The sequence below is a fragment of the Peribacillus sp. NJ11 genome (assembly GCF_030348405.1).
Classification (GTDB): domain Bacteria; phylum Bacillota; class Bacilli; order Bacillales; family DSM-1321; genus Peribacillus.
This window is the reverse complement of sequence record NZ_JAUCFO010000001.1, coordinates 4,949,870-4,964,324: the sequence shown is the minus strand read 5'-3', so window position 1 is coordinate 4,964,324 and position 14,455 is coordinate 4,949,870. Positions and strand designations below refer to the sequence as shown.

At 41.4% G+C, this 14,455-nt stretch carries 15 protein-coding genes; all 15 read left to right on the top strand.

The window, feature by feature from the left end; translation table 11 throughout:
* Nucleotides 1-122 precede the first annotated feature (122 nt).
* Nucleotides 123-470 carry a 50S ribosomal protein L19 gene (rplS, locus tag QUF86_RS24220; RefSeq protein WP_034313702.1) on the top strand — a complete coding sequence of 116 codons (348 nt, stop codon included), beginning with the start codon at nt 123-125 and terminating at the stop codon, nt 468-470.
* Between the two features lie 219 nt (nt 471-689).
* The gene (gene lepB, locus QUF86_RS24215) at nt 690-1,250 is read left to right on the top strand and encodes a signal peptidase I (protein WP_289317178.1); all 561 of its coding nucleotides are present in this window, start codon (nt 690-692) and stop codon (nt 1,248-1,250) included.
* Nucleotides 1,251-1,267: 17 nt separating this feature from the next.
* Nucleotides 1,268-2,140: a ribosome biogenesis GTPase YlqF gene (gene ylqF, locus QUF86_RS24210; RefSeq protein ID WP_289317177.1), complete on the top strand. Its 873-nt coding sequence runs from the start codon at nt 1,268-1,270 to the stop codon at nt 2,138-2,140.
* Between the two features lie 187 nt (nt 2,141-2,327).
* Complete coding sequence (locus tag QUF86_RS24205; protein WP_289317176.1) at nt 2,328-3,113, top strand: ribonuclease HII; 786 nt, start codon at nt 2,328-2,330, stop codon at nt 3,111-3,113.
* Nucleotides 3,114-3,126: 13 nt separating this feature from the next.
* Nucleotides 3,127-3,681: a hypothetical protein gene (locus tag QUF86_RS24200; RefSeq protein ID WP_289335945.1), complete on the top strand. Its 555-nt coding sequence runs from the start codon at nt 3,127-3,129 to the stop codon at nt 3,679-3,681.
* A gap of 59 nt (nt 3,682-3,740) precedes the next feature.
* The gene (locus tag QUF86_RS24195) at nt 3,741-4,217 is read left to right on the top strand and encodes a hypothetical protein (protein ID WP_289335944.1); all 477 of its coding nucleotides are present in this window, start codon (nt 3,741-3,743) and stop codon (nt 4,215-4,217) included.
* Entirely contained in the window at nt 4,217-5,044 is an 828-nt protein-coding gene (locus tag QUF86_RS24190) for a hypothetical protein (protein WP_289335942.1), read from the top strand. Before QUF86_RS24195 ends, QUF86_RS24190 begins: the two co-directional genes overlap by 1 nt.
* Complete coding sequence (locus tag QUF86_RS24185) at nt 5,041-5,313, top strand: EscU/YscU/HrcU family type III secretion system export apparatus switch protein (RefSeq protein ID WP_289317173.1); 273 nt, start codon at nt 5,041-5,043, stop codon at nt 5,311-5,313. Before QUF86_RS24190 ends, QUF86_RS24185 begins: the two co-directional genes overlap by 4 nt.
* Before the next feature lie 488 nt (nt 5,314-5,801).
* On the top strand, nt 5,802-6,962 hold the full coding sequence (sucC, locus tag QUF86_RS24180) for an ADP-forming succinate--CoA ligase subunit beta (RefSeq protein ID WP_289335941.1): 1,161 nt from the start codon (nt 5,802-5,804) through the stop codon (nt 6,960-6,962).
* 18 nt (nt 6,963-6,980) lie between these two features.
* The gene (gene sucD / locus QUF86_RS24175; RefSeq protein WP_289317171.1) at nt 6,981-7,883 is read left to right on the top strand and encodes a succinate--CoA ligase subunit alpha; all 903 of its coding nucleotides are present in this window, start codon (nt 6,981-6,983) and stop codon (nt 7,881-7,883) included.
* 132 nt (nt 7,884-8,015) lie between these two features.
* Nucleotides 8,016-8,882 (top strand): DNA-processing protein DprA, encoded by an 867-nt coding sequence (dprA, locus tag QUF86_RS24170; RefSeq protein WP_289317170.1) that lies wholly within the window; start codon nt 8,016-8,018, stop codon nt 8,880-8,882.
* 266 nt (nt 8,883-9,148) lie between these two features.
* Nucleotides 9,149-11,224: a type I DNA topoisomerase gene (topA, locus tag QUF86_RS24165; protein WP_289317169.1), complete on the top strand. Its 2,076-nt coding sequence runs from the start codon at nt 9,149-9,151 to the stop codon at nt 11,222-11,224.
* 401 nt (nt 11,225-11,625) lie between these two features.
* Nucleotides 11,626-12,933 carry an FADH(2)-oxidizing methylenetetrahydrofolate--tRNA-(uracil(54)-C(5))-methyltransferase TrmFO gene (gene trmFO, locus QUF86_RS24160; protein WP_289317168.1) on the top strand — a complete coding sequence of 436 codons (1,308 nt, stop codon included), beginning with the start codon at nt 11,626-11,628 and terminating at the stop codon, nt 12,931-12,933.
* A 59-nt stretch (nt 12,934-12,992) separates the two neighbouring features.
* Nucleotides 12,993-13,895: a tyrosine recombinase XerC gene (xerC, locus tag QUF86_RS24155; protein ID WP_289335940.1), complete on the top strand. Its 903-nt coding sequence runs from the start codon at nt 12,993-12,995 to the stop codon at nt 13,893-13,895.
* A gap of 20 nt (nt 13,896-13,915) precedes the next feature.
* A complete protein-coding gene (gene hslV / locus QUF86_RS24150) occupies nt 13,916-14,443 on the top strand; it encodes an HslVU peptidase proteolytic subunit (RefSeq protein ID WP_289317166.1) in 528 nt (175 codons plus the stop codon).
* Nucleotides 14,444-14,455: the final 12 nt, after the last annotated feature.

The window sequence follows — 14,455 nt, the reverse complement described above, 5'->3', positions numbered from 1 at the left end:
GCATCGACGTTTATAGTATGATAGGATATACCTTGTGACTTGGGCAAAATGCTCAGTCTTATAACGATGTTCCGCTGCAAACAATAAGTATTTGCAAGAGCGTCCAGGAGGAGTTGAAATCGATGCAAAATCTTATTAACGAAATCACAAAAGAACAACTTCGCTCAGATCTTCCATCATTCAGACCTGGTGACACAGTACGTGTACACGTAAAGGTTATTGAAGGAACTCGCGAACGTATCCAGTTGTTTGAAGGCGTTGTAATCAAACGTCGTGGCGGCGGAGTTAGTGAAACTTTCACAGTACGTAAGATCTCTTACGGCGTTGGAGTAGAACGTGCTTTCCCTGTTCACACACCAAAAATTGCGAAACTAGAAGTTATCCGTCACGGTAAAGTACGTCGTGCGAAACTTTATTACCTACGCGAACTTCGTGGTAAAAAAGCACGTATTAAAGAAATTCGTCGTTAATTCTTCGAATATCTTCATGCGGGTTTACCATGATCCACATAAGGTGAATAACCAAACAGTATCATGCAAAAAGGGAGCTTGTTTATCAGGCTCCCTTTTTGCACTTTAAGAAACCATCAATGCACAGATAAGGTAAAAACCATATAGAATCTTGCTCGCTATAGCGTCCGCAACATGTTAAAATAATTGTTGATATGCTTTCTAAAAGGGTGGGTAAGGATGGCGAAAAAGAAAAATGAATTGTGGGAATGGACAAAGGCGGTCATAATAGCGGTTATAGCTGCGACACTGATTCGTTATTTCCTCCTGGCTCCTATTGTTGTGGACGGAAATTCCATGATGCCGACATTAAAGGATACGGACCGCATGATCGTTAATAAAATCTCCTATTCGATTGGTGAACCGAAAAGATTCGATATTATCGTTTTCGAAGCTCCAGAAGGCAAGGATTACATAAAGCGGGTCATCGGATTGCCAGGGGAAAAAGTGGAATATAAAGATGATACTCTTTACGTGAATGGAAAAGCTTATTCTGAGCCATACTTGGATGAATATAAAAAACAATTGATTGATGGCGGGGCTTTGACGGAACCTTTTACATTAAGTGATGTCATAGAACAAGGAACGGTGCCTGAAGACCACCTATTCGTCTTAGGGGATAATCGCCGTTTCAGTAAGGACAGCCGCCATATTGGCGTTGGTGTCGTTCCTTACGATAAAGTGTTAGGAAAAACTAAATTAGTTTATTGGCCGATCGAAGACCTTCGATTGGCGGAATAGTAGGAAGGTGGATTCCATTGACAATACAGTGGTTCCCTGGCCATATGGCCAAAGCAAGACGGGAAGTAACAGAGAAATTAAAACTGATCGACATCATCTTTGAACTTGTGGATGCCCGGATTCCGGCATCTTCACGAAATCCGATGATCGATGAAATCATACAGCATAAACCGAGGGTTATCCTTTTGAATAAAGCTGATATGGCCGATCCTGTAAAAACGAATAAGTGGCTTGAATATTATAAATCGCAGGGGAAAACGGCAATAGCCATTAACTCACAGGCAGGAAACGGCTTAAACCAGATTACAACTGCTTCTAAAAAACTTTTAAAAGAGAAGTATGACCGGATGGAATCAAGAGGAATAAAGCCGAGAGCGATCCGCGCCATGATAGTAGGTATTCCGAACGTAGGGAAATCAACTTTAATAAATCGACTTGCCAAAAAGAACATTGCCAAAACAGGGAATACACCTGGTGTCACGAAAGCACAGCAATGGATAAAAGTTGGTAAGGAATTGGAATTGCTGGACACGCCGGGGATTCTCTGGCCTAAATTCGAGGATCAGCAAGTAGGCTTGAAGCTTGCTTTGACAGGAGCGATCAAAGATACGATTTTAAACTTGCACGAAGTTTCGTTATACGGTCTTCGCTTTTTGGAAAAAGAATATCCGGATAGATTGAAATCCCGTTATAACTTGGATGCAATTCCTCAGGAAACGCTCGAACTATTCGATGCGGTCGGAAAGTTCAGGGGCTGTTTAGCATCTGGAGGCTTCATTGATTATGACAAAACCGCAGAGTTGGTCGTACGTGAAATCCGTTCAGAAAAGATGGGTCCGCTTACGTTTGAGGTCCCTAAGGATTATGAAGAAGATAATATCCCCGAATAACATTAAGTAGAAATTACAAGACATTGACCTGATTTTTGAAGACAGTCAGTGAAAAGGTTGATACGGAGCTGGAGTTGGATGTCGAAAAGGTTTTTTCTTTTTGATGTCTCTTTTCCACTCCGTATTTTTGTTTGAACTGTAGAAGGAAAGCAAGACTGCCGATAATTAATATGATGGGTGATAGATGATGAAAACTGCAATGAGCATTAAGGAAATCTCCTCAAAGTTAAAGACAATAAGTGAGCCTGGAGATTTATTTTTACAGGAATGCCGGGAGGACAGCCGAAAGGGTGTAACCGACTTAGTGAGCAAATGGCAAAGAGCCTATGAAAAAGAACAACAGGTAAAGGATGCTTTCACGGAAATGACGGAGTTTGAGCGGCAATTGCGAAAACAGGGGTTTTCAATTCTTGCTGGTATCGATGAAGTAGGGAGAGGGCCGCTGGCAGGACCAGTTGTGACGAGTGCAGTCATCTTGCCGGAATCTTTTTATTTGCCAGGGCTGAATGATTCTAAAAAGATTTCAGAGTCAAAAAGGGAATTGTTTTATGAAATGATTTTTAAGGAAGCACTATCCATAGGTATAGGTGTTGTACATAGCGAAGTAATTGATGAAATCAATATATACCAAGCTACGAAAAAAGCGATGGTGGCCGCAGTGAACGATCTTTCAGAACTTCCTGATCATTTGTTGGTCGATGCGATGGAACTGGATGTGCCGATTCCGCAGCTTTCACTCATAAAGGGGGACGCAAGAAGCATTACCATCTCTGCGGCCTCCATTATCGCGAAAGTGACTCGTGATAGGATGATGAAGGAATATGGTGAAAAATATCCGGAATATGGTTTCGACAAGCACATGGGTTATGGGACAAGCCAACATTTAGAAGCGCTCGACAAGCACGGGCTTACACCTTGGCATAGAAGAAGTTTTGCACCAGTAAAGGAAATCGCTGCACGAACGAAGGACTAAGGGAGGATGAGTGATGCAATCCATAACAAGCGGTCAAACTGTATCTTCACCCGTAATGCATGGAACTGCAAGTTTGAAAAACGGGCAAATCCTTTTCGGGAAAGTGAATAAGGTTTCTCCTAACCAGACGGCTGAGGTACAGATTGGCCATCAAAACATGATTGCCACTCTCGATATCCCGCTTCGGACAGGTGAAAGGTATTGGTTTCAAGTACAGCAGCCAAATGAGGGGAAGGTCGTGTTAAAAGCGTTAGATTCCCCGAATTTGAACTATTCCAGCTTAAAGGGAACAGCTGAACAATTAACCGCTCATCTCGGCATGACGCCCGAACCTGCCGCAACGAAGCTTGCCGAATATATCCTGAAAAATCGTCTCCCGATAACCAAGGAAACTTTTCAGTCCGCTTTGCAATGGCTAAAAGCTGCTGATGCTGAAGAAGTTGGTCTGCCAGTCATAAAAACAATGTTCGTTCAGCAATTGCCTTTTGTAAAAGAAGTATTGATGCATTATTTGCACAGGCTAAAGGCGAACCTTTCCACAAACTGCTCAGTGGCCTTAAACAGCTGATGCAGGGTTGGGATTCGGAAACGAGGACGGCTGTCAAGCTTATGGAGGTATTGGATTCCTTGCATGTTTCCAGAAGGAACCAGCTACAACAAATCGGTTTGCAAAAGCTAGTGACCGCTTGGTTGGATTCCGATTCAACACCCGAAATGAAATCCGGCGCATTTTCCCTGCTTCAAAAGACGGGTTTTGTTCCAAAGGGAATAACGGAATCTGTTTTTCTGGAGGATTTAATTGATGGAGCTGAGGCGAGGTCCGGTATTCTGAAGAATTCAGCGATTGAAAAATTACACCAAGGATTGCAATTGCTTTCCAAGGTGAAAATCGGAGCATTTGGTAAAGTTGAAGATATAGAATTGAATATAAATCGCATATTGAACGGTGTTGATCATGAAGAGGCAAAAATGAGACCTGATATCCAATCGATTCAGAAAATAAATATTTCTGCAGAAAAACTTTCTCTTTTTGTCTTTCGTTTGCTTGAGAGTACTTTTACAGGAGCAACGGCAGGAATAAAGGGAGTAGGCGGAAAAAAGTAGTGGATGACTTTTTAGGCTATTTGAATAAGGATACAGAGCAGGTGGTTAAGTCGAAGGGTATGGTGGCTGAATTGCTTTTTCAGTCGCTTAAACAGCTTCCTGAGGCTCTATCCGTCATGGGTAATGAGAAACTGGCCCTTGCACATGTATTGGATGCTGAGTTTCAAACAATCGATTTCACAAATGGGCCATCAGTTGCACACCAACTTAAAGAATGGACCAAGATCCTTGGTCTTCAGCTGGAACATGCACTCATTAATCGTTCTGGAGATGATATGACGGAGTTCACGAAGGATTTAGAGACACTTAAACCACTGCTGCTTAAATTGCTGAATGAGCAAATTCCGGGAGCCATAAAGGAGATGGCAGAACAAATCCTTAATCGGATTACTGCTCAACAGATCCTTTCACAGGAAAATGGGCCGATTCAGAATTTGCTCCTTACACTTCCGCTTAATCTGGGATCTACTCAAACGGACCTAACATTACAATGGAGCGGAAGGAAAACAAAAGATGGCAAGATAGACCCGAATTACTGCCGAGTCCTATTTTATTTAGAATTAGAACGCCTTAAAGAGATGGTCATCGACATGCAGGCTCAAAATCGAATCATAAAAGTGACTGTCATTAATGGGTATGGTGCAGTCCTTGAAGAGGCAGCTGATCAATATCTAGACCTCCTGATAGAGAATCTGGAAAAAATGGATTACAAATTATCAGGGGTTTCATTTGTAAACCCCGTAAATGGAAAAAAGAGGGACAAAGGTTTGAAATCCGTTCCTTTTTCAGAAACAGGTCCATATAGTGGAGTGGATATTCGAATATGAAAAATAATAGACGAAAAGAAGCGATTGCTTTAAAGTATGATCAAACGACATCCAAAGCACCCGTCATATTGGCGAAGGGGAAAGGTAAAACGGCTGAAAATATTCTGGAAAAGGCTATGAAACTGGATATACCGGTCCAAAAGGATGGATCGCTTGCTGCACTTTTAGGTCAATTAGATATAAATCAAACAATTCCCGAAGAATTGTACGGAGCTGTTGCTGAGGTATTTGCATTCATTTATAAAATTGACAAGGACATGAATCGGTAGGAGTCTGATTATTTAATTTCACTAAAGAGATTCATGTTGGTTCATGTAGAATTTTAGGGAAAACAATAACGAATTTTCATTATATTAAAAAAATACTAAACTATCAGCAAAAGGACAAAGCCACAGCTTTGTCCTTTTGCTTTTCCTATGAATCAACACAATGGAAACCCAAATTTTTCATGAAAGGATGTCTGGATTAAAATGGCGATAAAGGCTTTGATAGGAGGTGTTTTTACTAGACTTATAACTGGAATTTCTTTTGTTGTAATAGAAGTTCAGAACCAAAATAGATGATTTTTCATAAGGAAAAACACAACGGCGAAGAAAGTTTTTCCCACTTTACACAAGGTTGTGGAAGTATATTATAATAATATTTTAAAAATTATGTGAAAGAAAATTATGCACGAAGGAGAATTTTGTTGTAATATAGTAGAGAAATCGCGCATTAAATTTCAAAGTTGTTTTTTAGTAGATAAGGAGGATGGGAAATGAATATCCATGAGTATCAGGGGAAAGAGATATTGCGACAATACGGGGTATCCGTTCCGAATGGCCGGGTTGCCTTTACTGTTGATGAAGCAGTGGAAGCAGCGAAGGAGTTAGGTACGGAAGTTGTTGTCGTCAAAGCTCAAATTCATGCGGGCGGCCGCGGGAAAGCCGGCGGAGTTAAGGTAGCGAAGAACCTTGATGAAGCGCGTACATATGCAGAAGAGATTCTTGGTAAGACGCTGGTGACCCATCAAACAGGACCTGCAGGCAAAGAAGTTAAGCGTTTACTTATTGAAGAAGGCTGCGACATTACGAAGGAATATTATATCGGGCTGGTCCTTGACCGTGCTACGAACAGTGTCGTATTGATGGCTTCTGAAGAAGGCGGAACGGAAATTGAGGAAGTGGCTGAAAAGACACCAGAGAAAATTTTCAAAGAAGTAATCGATCCGGTTGTCGGCCTGACTGGCTTCCAGGCACGTAGGATTGCATTCAATATCAATATTCCGGCTTCACTTATAAATAAAGCTTCCAAACTTATGGTTAACTTATATACAGCTTTCGTTGAAAAAGATTGCTCAATCGCTGAAATCAACCCATTAGTGGTAACGGGCGATGGTAATGTAATGGCGCTGGATGCTAAATTGAATTTCGATGATAATGCCATTTACCGCCATAAAGACATCGCGGAGTACCGTGATTTGGATGAAGAGGATGCGAAAGAGATTGAAGCATCAAAACATGGCCTAAGTTACATATCGCTTGACGGAAATATCGGATGCATGGTTAATGGTGCAGGACTTGCTATGGCAACGATGGACATCATTAAACATTATATGGGAGACCCGGCTAACTTCCTTGACGTTGGTGGCGGTGCTACTGAGGAAAAAGTAAAAGAGGCTTTCAAAATCATCCTATCCGATCAAAATGTTAAAGGCATCTTCGTTAACATCTTCGGAGGAATCATGAAATGTGACATCATCGCTGCAGGCGTAGTATCTGCTGCTAAAGAGCTTGGCCTGGATGTCCCTCTTGTTGTTCGTCTTGAAGGAACGAATGTGGACCTTGGTAAAAAGATTCTAAAAGAGTCAGGTTTAAATATTACGGCTGCTGAATCAATGGCAGATGGAGCACAAAAAATAGTATCACTTGTAGGATAATAGGCAGGGGGGAACATTATGAGCGTTTATATTAATAAAGATACGAAAGTGATCGTTCAGGGAATCACTGGTTCAACAGCATTATTTCATACAAAACAAATGTTGGAATACGGCACGAAAATCGTTGGAGGCGTCACTCCGGGTAAAGGCGGAACAGAAGCGGAAGGGGTACCTGTATTCAATACAGTTTCCGAAGCTGTCAATGAAACCGGAGCGAATGCATCGGTTATCTATGTACCGGCTCCATTTGCTGCCGATGCGATTCTAGAAGCCGTTGACGCAGAACTTGATCTTGTTATTTGTATAACTGAACATATTCCTGTCCTGGATATGGTCAAGGTGAAGCGATACATGGAAGGTAAAAAAACTCGCTTGATCGGTCCTAACTGCCCGGGTGTCATTAGTCCGGAAGAGTGTAAGATTGGTATTATGCCAGGATATATCCACAAAAAAGGCCATGTAGGTGTAGTTTCACGTTCTGGAACTTTAACGTACGAAGCCGTTCACCAATTATCGCAAGCAGGAATTGGGCAATCATCGGCTGTCGGTATCGGTGGGGATCCCGTTAATGGAACGGACTTCATCGATGTACTGAAAGCGTTCAATGAAGATCCGGAAACACATGCGGTGATCATGATCGGGGAAATCGGCGGCACGGCAGAAGAAGAAGCAGCTATCTGGGTGAAAGAAAATATGACTAAGCCAGTTGTTGGTTTCATTGGTGGCCGTACGGCTCCAGCCGGTAAACGCATGGGACATGCTGGTGCCATTATCTCTGGAGGAAAAGGGACAGCTGACGAGAAAATCCGCGTAATGAACGAATGTGGAATTAAAGTTGCTGAGACTCCATCCGTAATGGGTGAAACTTTGATTTCGGTTCTAAAAGAAAAAGATATGTACGAACCTTGTAAAACACATTGATTTAAGTTGGGCCGACCTGTTTTTTGGGGTCGGTCTTTATTTCCCTCCAATATCCTCGGTAAACACATTTCGTTTACCCAGTCCATCACAATCAACCTACTTTTAAAAATATCCGATTAGGGGCGTTTCCAATTGAATAAAATTGAAAAGTTAATCCATCTCCATCATTGTCGCGGAGCAGGATGGAAAACAATCCAAAAAATCATGTCCAATGACCCATCACTATCTTCCCTTTTTACAACAAAGCACATTGAATGGGTGAAAATGCTCCCTATCCCTTCAAATAAGCTCAACCTTTTTCTCAAAGATTTATATTCACTCAATGTAATCGATAAACTTAAACTTTACGAAGATAGTCAAATTCATTGTCTGACCATCTTCGATGATGATTACCCATTTTTGCTGAAGCAAATATTTGATCCTCCGTGGGTTCTTTATTTTAAGGGCGATAAGAAGCTTCTAGCGAGGAGGAATACCTTAGGTGTTGTTGGGACACGTAAGCCAACCTCGTATGGACTGGGGGCCTTAAAAACGATTCTGTTACCCCTTGTAAAGAAAGAATTCGTGATCATAAGTGGGGTGGCGGCAGGAATCGACGCAGAGTCACATAAGATAACTTTGGGGGAAGGCGGAGATACGATTGGGGTTTTAGGAGGCGGGCTTTTGCAAATATATCCTAAATCCAATATTTCCCTTGCTGAGGAAATCAGCGATAGAGGGTTACTTATATCTGAGACTCCACCGGAAATGATAGCGAAACCCTGGATGTTTCCGCTTAGGAATCGAATCATCAGTGGATTGTCACAGGGCGTATTCGTGGTCGAGGCAAAAGAAAAAAGCGGTTCCCTCATTACGGCACAAGCTGCTTTGGAACACGGCAGGGAGGTATTTGCGCTTCCTGGTAACGTAACGAGTCCCGAATCACTAGGGACCAATCAATTGATTCAGGATGGTGCAAAACTTGTTTTGAGTTCTAAGCAGATTGAAGAAGAATTTTGAACGATATAATATAGAAGATAGACGGAGAATCAAATGAAAAAAATAGAAAAATAAGGTATTCTTTTAGTAAGATGGGTTGAAATATTAGACAAAAAGGTTGAAAATATTGTAAAACTGTTATAAGTTTTGCAAATGCACCTCTTGTCAAATTCCCTATAAATAAATAAATCAGCATGCTTTGAAAAGTAAAGAGGTGTTGACAAATGATTTTTGAATGATTAATAATAGTGAAGATTTATATTACCTCTTTGAGGAGGATTTATTGGATGTCAGAATACTTAGTGATTGTGGAATCGCCCGCAAAGGCGAAAACAATAGAACGTTACTTGGGAAAAAAATATAAAGTAAAGGCTTCCATGGGGCATGTGCGCGATTTGCCTAAAAGTCAAATGGGTGTCGATGTTGAACATGAATATGAACCTAAATATATAACTATCCGCGGCAAAGGCCCGGTTTTAAAAGAATTGAAAACCGCTGCAAAAAAAGCGAAAAAAATCTATCTCGCGGCTGACCCCGACAGAGAAGGGGAAGCCATTGCCTGGCATTTGGCTCACAGTCTCGATGTTGACATTAATTCAGATTGCCGCGTGGTATTCAACGAGATCACGAAAGAGGCAATCAAGGAATCATTTAAATCACCGAGGCCAATAAATATGAAATTGGTTGATGCCCAACAGGCAAGAAGGGTCTTGGACCGTTTGGTCGGATACAATATCAGCCCGCTTTTATGGAAAAAAGTGAAAAAAGGCTTAAGTGCAGGCCGGGTCCAATCGGTCGCTGTACGGATGATCATAGACCGGGAGAAAGAGATCAAAGATTTTATCCCGGAGGAGTATTGGACAATCAAGGCGGATTTTGTAAAAGGAAAAGAACAGTTTGAAGGTTCCTTTTTCAGCCTGGGTGGCGAGCGGAAGGAATTAAATACAGAAGAGGATGTCAAAAAAGTACTCGCTTCTTTAAATGGTGGCGAATTTACGATAGGGGCTGTGGCTAAAAAGGAAAGAAGACGTAATCCGGCTGCACCTTTTACAACTTCTTCCCTGCAACAAGAAGCGGCTCGTAAATTAAATTTCCGTGCAAAGAAAACCATGATGCTCGCTCAGCAGCTTTATGAGGGAATCGAGCTTGGAAAGGAAGGTACAGTCGGGTTAATCACTTATATGAGAACCGATTCGACCCGGATTTCCGATGTTGCGAAACAGGAAGCCCATACCTTCATTCAAAATAGTTACGGAGAAGATTATGTTCAGGTTGAACAGCGCAAGGAGAAAAAACAGACTAATGCTCAGGACGCCCATGAAGCGGTTAGACCAACAAGCACATTGCGTGAACCGGGTATAGTCAAGGAGTTCTTATCCAGAGATCAATTCCGACTTTATAAATTGATTTGGGAACGATTCGTTTCTAGTCAAATGTCTTCGGCGGTCATGGATACGATGAGCATCGACCTGCATAACGGGGATGTCATCTTCAGGGCCAATGGTTCAAAAATTAAATTTCCGGGCTTCATGAAGGTATATGTTGAAGGGTCCGATGACTCAGTGGAAGAAAAGGAAAATGCTTTACCGGATGTGAAAAAAGGAGATCAATTCTTTTCAAAAGATGTCGAGCCGAAGCAGCATTTCACACAGCCTCCGCCCCGATATACTGAAGCCCGTCTTGTCAAAACGCTAGAGGAACTGGGAATAGGCCGTCCTTCTACATATGCTCCTACCTTGGATACGATTCAAAAACGGGGCTATGTTACCTTGGATAATAAACGGTTCATCCCTACAGAGCTTGGTGAGATCGTTCTTGAATTAATACGTGAATTCTTCCCGGATATTCTTGATGCAGAGTTCACTGCCAAGATGGAACAGGAGTTTGATAGCGTCGAAGAGGGCAGTATCGAATGGATAAAGGTCATCGATGAATTTTATAAAGAATTTGCCGTTCATTTGGCTAAAGCCGAAGTCGAAATGGAGAAAATAGAAATTAAAGATGAGCCTGCTGGTGAAGATTGCTTAGAATGCGGACATGAGATGGTCTTTAAGATGGGGCGTTATGGAAAGTTCATGGCATGCAGTAATTTCCCGGATTGCCGTAACACAAAACCAATCGTTAAAGAAATCGGTGTCAAATGCCCGAAATGTAAAGAAGGAAACATCATTGAAAGGAAAAGTAAAAAACGCCGCATATTTTACGGGTGTGATACCTACCCTGGATGTGACTTCATTTCTTGGGATAAACCGCTACCGCGGAGTTGTCCAAAATGTGAAGGGACACTTGTTGAGAAAAAACTCAAAAAAGGCGTCCAGGTCCAGTGCATGGATTGTGATTTCAAAGAAACGCCTCAAGCATAGAAAAGACCGTGAAATCGTTTACTTTCCTTATTTACAAGTGAGAAATCCTAATATAAATGGACTCGGCATCTGCCGAGTTTCTTTATGTTCGGGGAAGTATGATATCATGATAATGAGTGGAATTACTTCTAAGAAGAAAATGGATAAAGCTTGAAACTTTTTTATTTGGGCCATGTGATGTAAAATTCAGTGGACAAGTATATTCTTTTAAAGATATAATTCCTATTTGCGTCCTTATCCTTTTTAGAAAAGATGGATTGCAGCATATGCTTTAAATTAATAACAGGAATGGGTATTTTGGGTATAAATACATAGATATCGTTAAAAATGAAACTTTTATGAAAGCAATTTTAATGATAAATGATCCTGTCTTATCATATCTATACATGGAGGTTCGAAAAATGAAAGAAACAAAAGTAAGTGTAATCGGCGCTGGGCTTGCTGGAAGTGAAGCGGCGTGGCAGTTAGCTAAAAGAGGAATTAAAGTCGATCTATACGAAATGCGCCCGGTAAAACAAACGCCAGCCCATCATACCGATAAATTCGCTGAACTTGTTTGTTCCAATTCACTTCGGGCAAATACGTTAACAAATGCAGTTGGTGTATTAAAAGAAGAAATGCGTATACTTGATTCGGTCATCATGTCCGCAGCAGATGCTTGCGCTGTGCCGGCTGGGGGTGCTTTAGCTGTTGATCGCCATGAGTTTGCCGGTCTAGTGACGGAAAAGGTCAAAAATCACCCAAATGTAACGGTCATTAATGAGGAAGTGACGGAAATTCCGGATGGTCCTACGGTCATTGCAACCGGTCCGCTTACAAGCCAGTCACTTTCGGACAGCTTAAAGCAAATCATGGATGAAGAATACTTGTATTTCTACGATGCTGCCGCTCCAATTCTTGAAAAAGACAGCATCAACATGGATAAAGTATATTTGAAATCCCGCTATGATAAAGGGGAAGCCGCTTATTTGAACTGTCCGATGACGGAAGAGGAGTTTGACCGCTTTTATGAAGCTTTGATTGCCGCTGAAACAGTCCCACTTAAAGAATTTGAAAAAGAAATCTTTTTTGAAGGTTGCATGCCGATTGAAGTGATGGCCTCACGTGGGAAGAAAACGATGTTATTTGGTCCATTGAAGCCTGTTGGATTGGAAGATCCGAAAACAGGGAAACGCCCTTTTGCTGTAGTTCAATTGCGCCAAGACGATGCGGCAGGAACTCTCTACAACATTGTTGGTTTTCAGACACATTTGAAATGGGGGCCGCAAAAAGAAGTATTGCAGCTCATACCTGGATTGGAAAATGCGGAAATTGTACGTTATGGAGTTATGCATCGCAACACTTTCATAAACTCACCTAATGTTCTGAAGCCTACGTACCAATTCAAAAATCGGGATGATTTATTCTTTGCAGGTCAGATGACTGGCGTCGAAGGGTATGTAGAATCGGCAGCATCGGGACTAGTTGCAGGCATCAATGCTGCAAGGATCGTCCAGGGATTGGAGCCTACCATTTTCCCTGCTGAGACGACAATGGGCAGCATGGCAAGGTACATTACGTCGACAAATGGAAAGAGTTTTCAGCCGATGAATGCCAACTTTGGATTGCTTCCAGACCTTGAAGTGAGAATCAAATCCAAAAAAGAGCGTAACGAAACACATGCTAAACGCGCTTTGGACACAATTCAGAACTTTGTGAAAAATTTGTAAAATATTTGCCTGCTGTTTTAAAGTATGATACTATTTATTAGCCTTTGCGAGGTGTTTCCATGATTAATCAAAAAAAGGCATTATCATCCTTCATCGAATATTTACAAATTGAAAAAAACAGTTCACATTACACCATTGAAAATTACAAACGTGATATTCAAGAATTTTTCCTGTTCCTTAACGAACAGGGCATTGCCGATATCACGTCTGTTGAATATTTTGATGTCCGGTTGTTTTTAACGAATTTATATGAGAAAAAACTTTCTAAGCTTACTGTAGCCAGAAAGACTTCTTGCTTACGGAGCTTTTATAAATTTTTACTACGTGAAGGTGATGTGAAGGATAATCCTTTTTCTCTTGTTTCTTTACCTAAAAAGGATCAAAGACTGCCACGTTTTCTTTATGAGAAGGAAATGAAACTGTTGTTTTCTTCTTTAAAGAAAGATTCACCGATAGGAATAAGGAACAATGCATTATTGGAATTACTTTATGCGACAGGCATTCGCGTTAGTGAATGCTGTGAGATTAAACTGCAGGATATCGATCTTTCCTTAGGTACAGTACTTGTCCATGGAAAAGGAAAAAAAGATCGCTACGTTCCGGTTGGTAGATATGCTCAAGAAGCGATAGATTTATACATACGTACAGCCAGGATGGAAATGACTTCGTCTGACGCCAAGGCGCATGTTTATTTATTTGTTAATTTTCGTGGAGACCCTCTTACACCTAGGGGAGTTCGCTATATATTGAATGAATTGATTAAAAAGTCAGCCGCAGATGGAAGTCTTCATCCCCATATGCTAAGGCATTCCTTTGCTACACACCTATTGAATAATGGGGCGGACATTCGGACGGTACAGGAATTGCTTGGTCATTCTAAAATTTCATCAACGCAAGTGTATACGCATGTTACAAAAGACCAATTAAAAAAAGTCTACAATGCATCACATCCGCGGCCTTAAATGTTGAAAGGGGACACTTTATGACAACGATATTTGCAGTGCATCATAAAGGTGAATGTGCCATGTCCGGTGATGGGCAGGTTACTTTAGGAAATTCAGTAGTGATGAAGCATACAGCAAGGAAAGTAAGAAAAATCTTTAATGGTAATGTCCTTGCAGGTTTTGCAGGTTCTGTTGCAGATGCATTCACTTTATTTGAGATGTTCGAAGCTAAACTTGAAGAGTATAATGGCAATCTTCAGCGTGCTGCCGTCGAAATGGCAAAGCAATGGAGAAGTGACAATGTATTGAGAAAGCTCGAAGCCATGCTGGTCGTGATGGATAAGAACCATTTGCTGCTCGTTTCTGGTACCGGGGAAGTAATTGAACCGGATGACGGAATTCTCGCCATAGGATCGGGAGGGAATTATGCACTGGCTGCCGGCAGGGCATTAATGCGATTTTCCAGTGACCATTTAACGGCAAAGGAAATCGCAGAATCATCTTTACAAATTGCAGCGGAAATTTGTGTATTTACCAATACGAATATAATCGTGGAAGAGTTGTAAGGAGGAGCGCAA

Excerpts from the sequence above, each read along its gene's own strand:
- rplS (WP_034313702.1), top strand. The coding sequence starts at position 123 with ATGCAAAATCTTATTAACGAAATCACAAAAGAACAACTTCGCTCAGAT.
- hslV (WP_289317166.1), top strand. The coding sequence starts at position 13,916 with ATGACAACGATATTTGCAGTGCATCATAAAGGTGAATGTGCCATGTCC.
- topA (WP_289317169.1), top strand. The coding sequence starts at position 9,149 with ATGTCAGAATACTTAGTGATTGTGGAATCGCCCGCAAAGGCGAAAACA.
- trmFO (WP_289317168.1), top strand. The coding sequence starts at position 11,626 with ATGAAAGAAACAAAAGTAAGTGTAATCGGCGCTGGGCTTGCTGGAAGT.
- sucD (WP_289317171.1), top strand. The coding sequence starts at position 6,981 with ATGAGCGTTTATATTAATAAAGATACGAAAGTGATCGTTCAGGGAATC.
- QUF86_RS24185 (WP_289317173.1), top strand. The coding sequence starts at position 5,041 with ATGAAAAATAATAGACGAAAAGAAGCGATTGCTTTAAAGTATGATCAA.
- xerC (WP_289335940.1), top strand. The coding sequence starts at position 12,993 with ATGATTAATCAAAAAAAGGCATTATCATCCTTCATCGAATATTTACAA.
- QUF86_RS24200 (WP_289335945.1), top strand. The coding sequence starts at position 3,127 with ATGCAATCCATAACAAGCGGTCAAACTGTATCTTCACCCGTAATGCAT.
- sucC (WP_289335941.1), top strand. The coding sequence starts at position 5,802 with ATGAATATCCATGAGTATCAGGGGAAAGAGATATTGCGACAATACGGG.
- lepB (WP_289317178.1), top strand. The coding sequence starts at position 690 with ATGGCGAAAAAGAAAAATGAATTGTGGGAATGGACAAAGGCGGTCATA.
- QUF86_RS24205 (WP_289317176.1), top strand. The coding sequence starts at position 2,328 with ATGAAAACTGCAATGAGCATTAAGGAAATCTCCTCAAAGTTAAAGACA.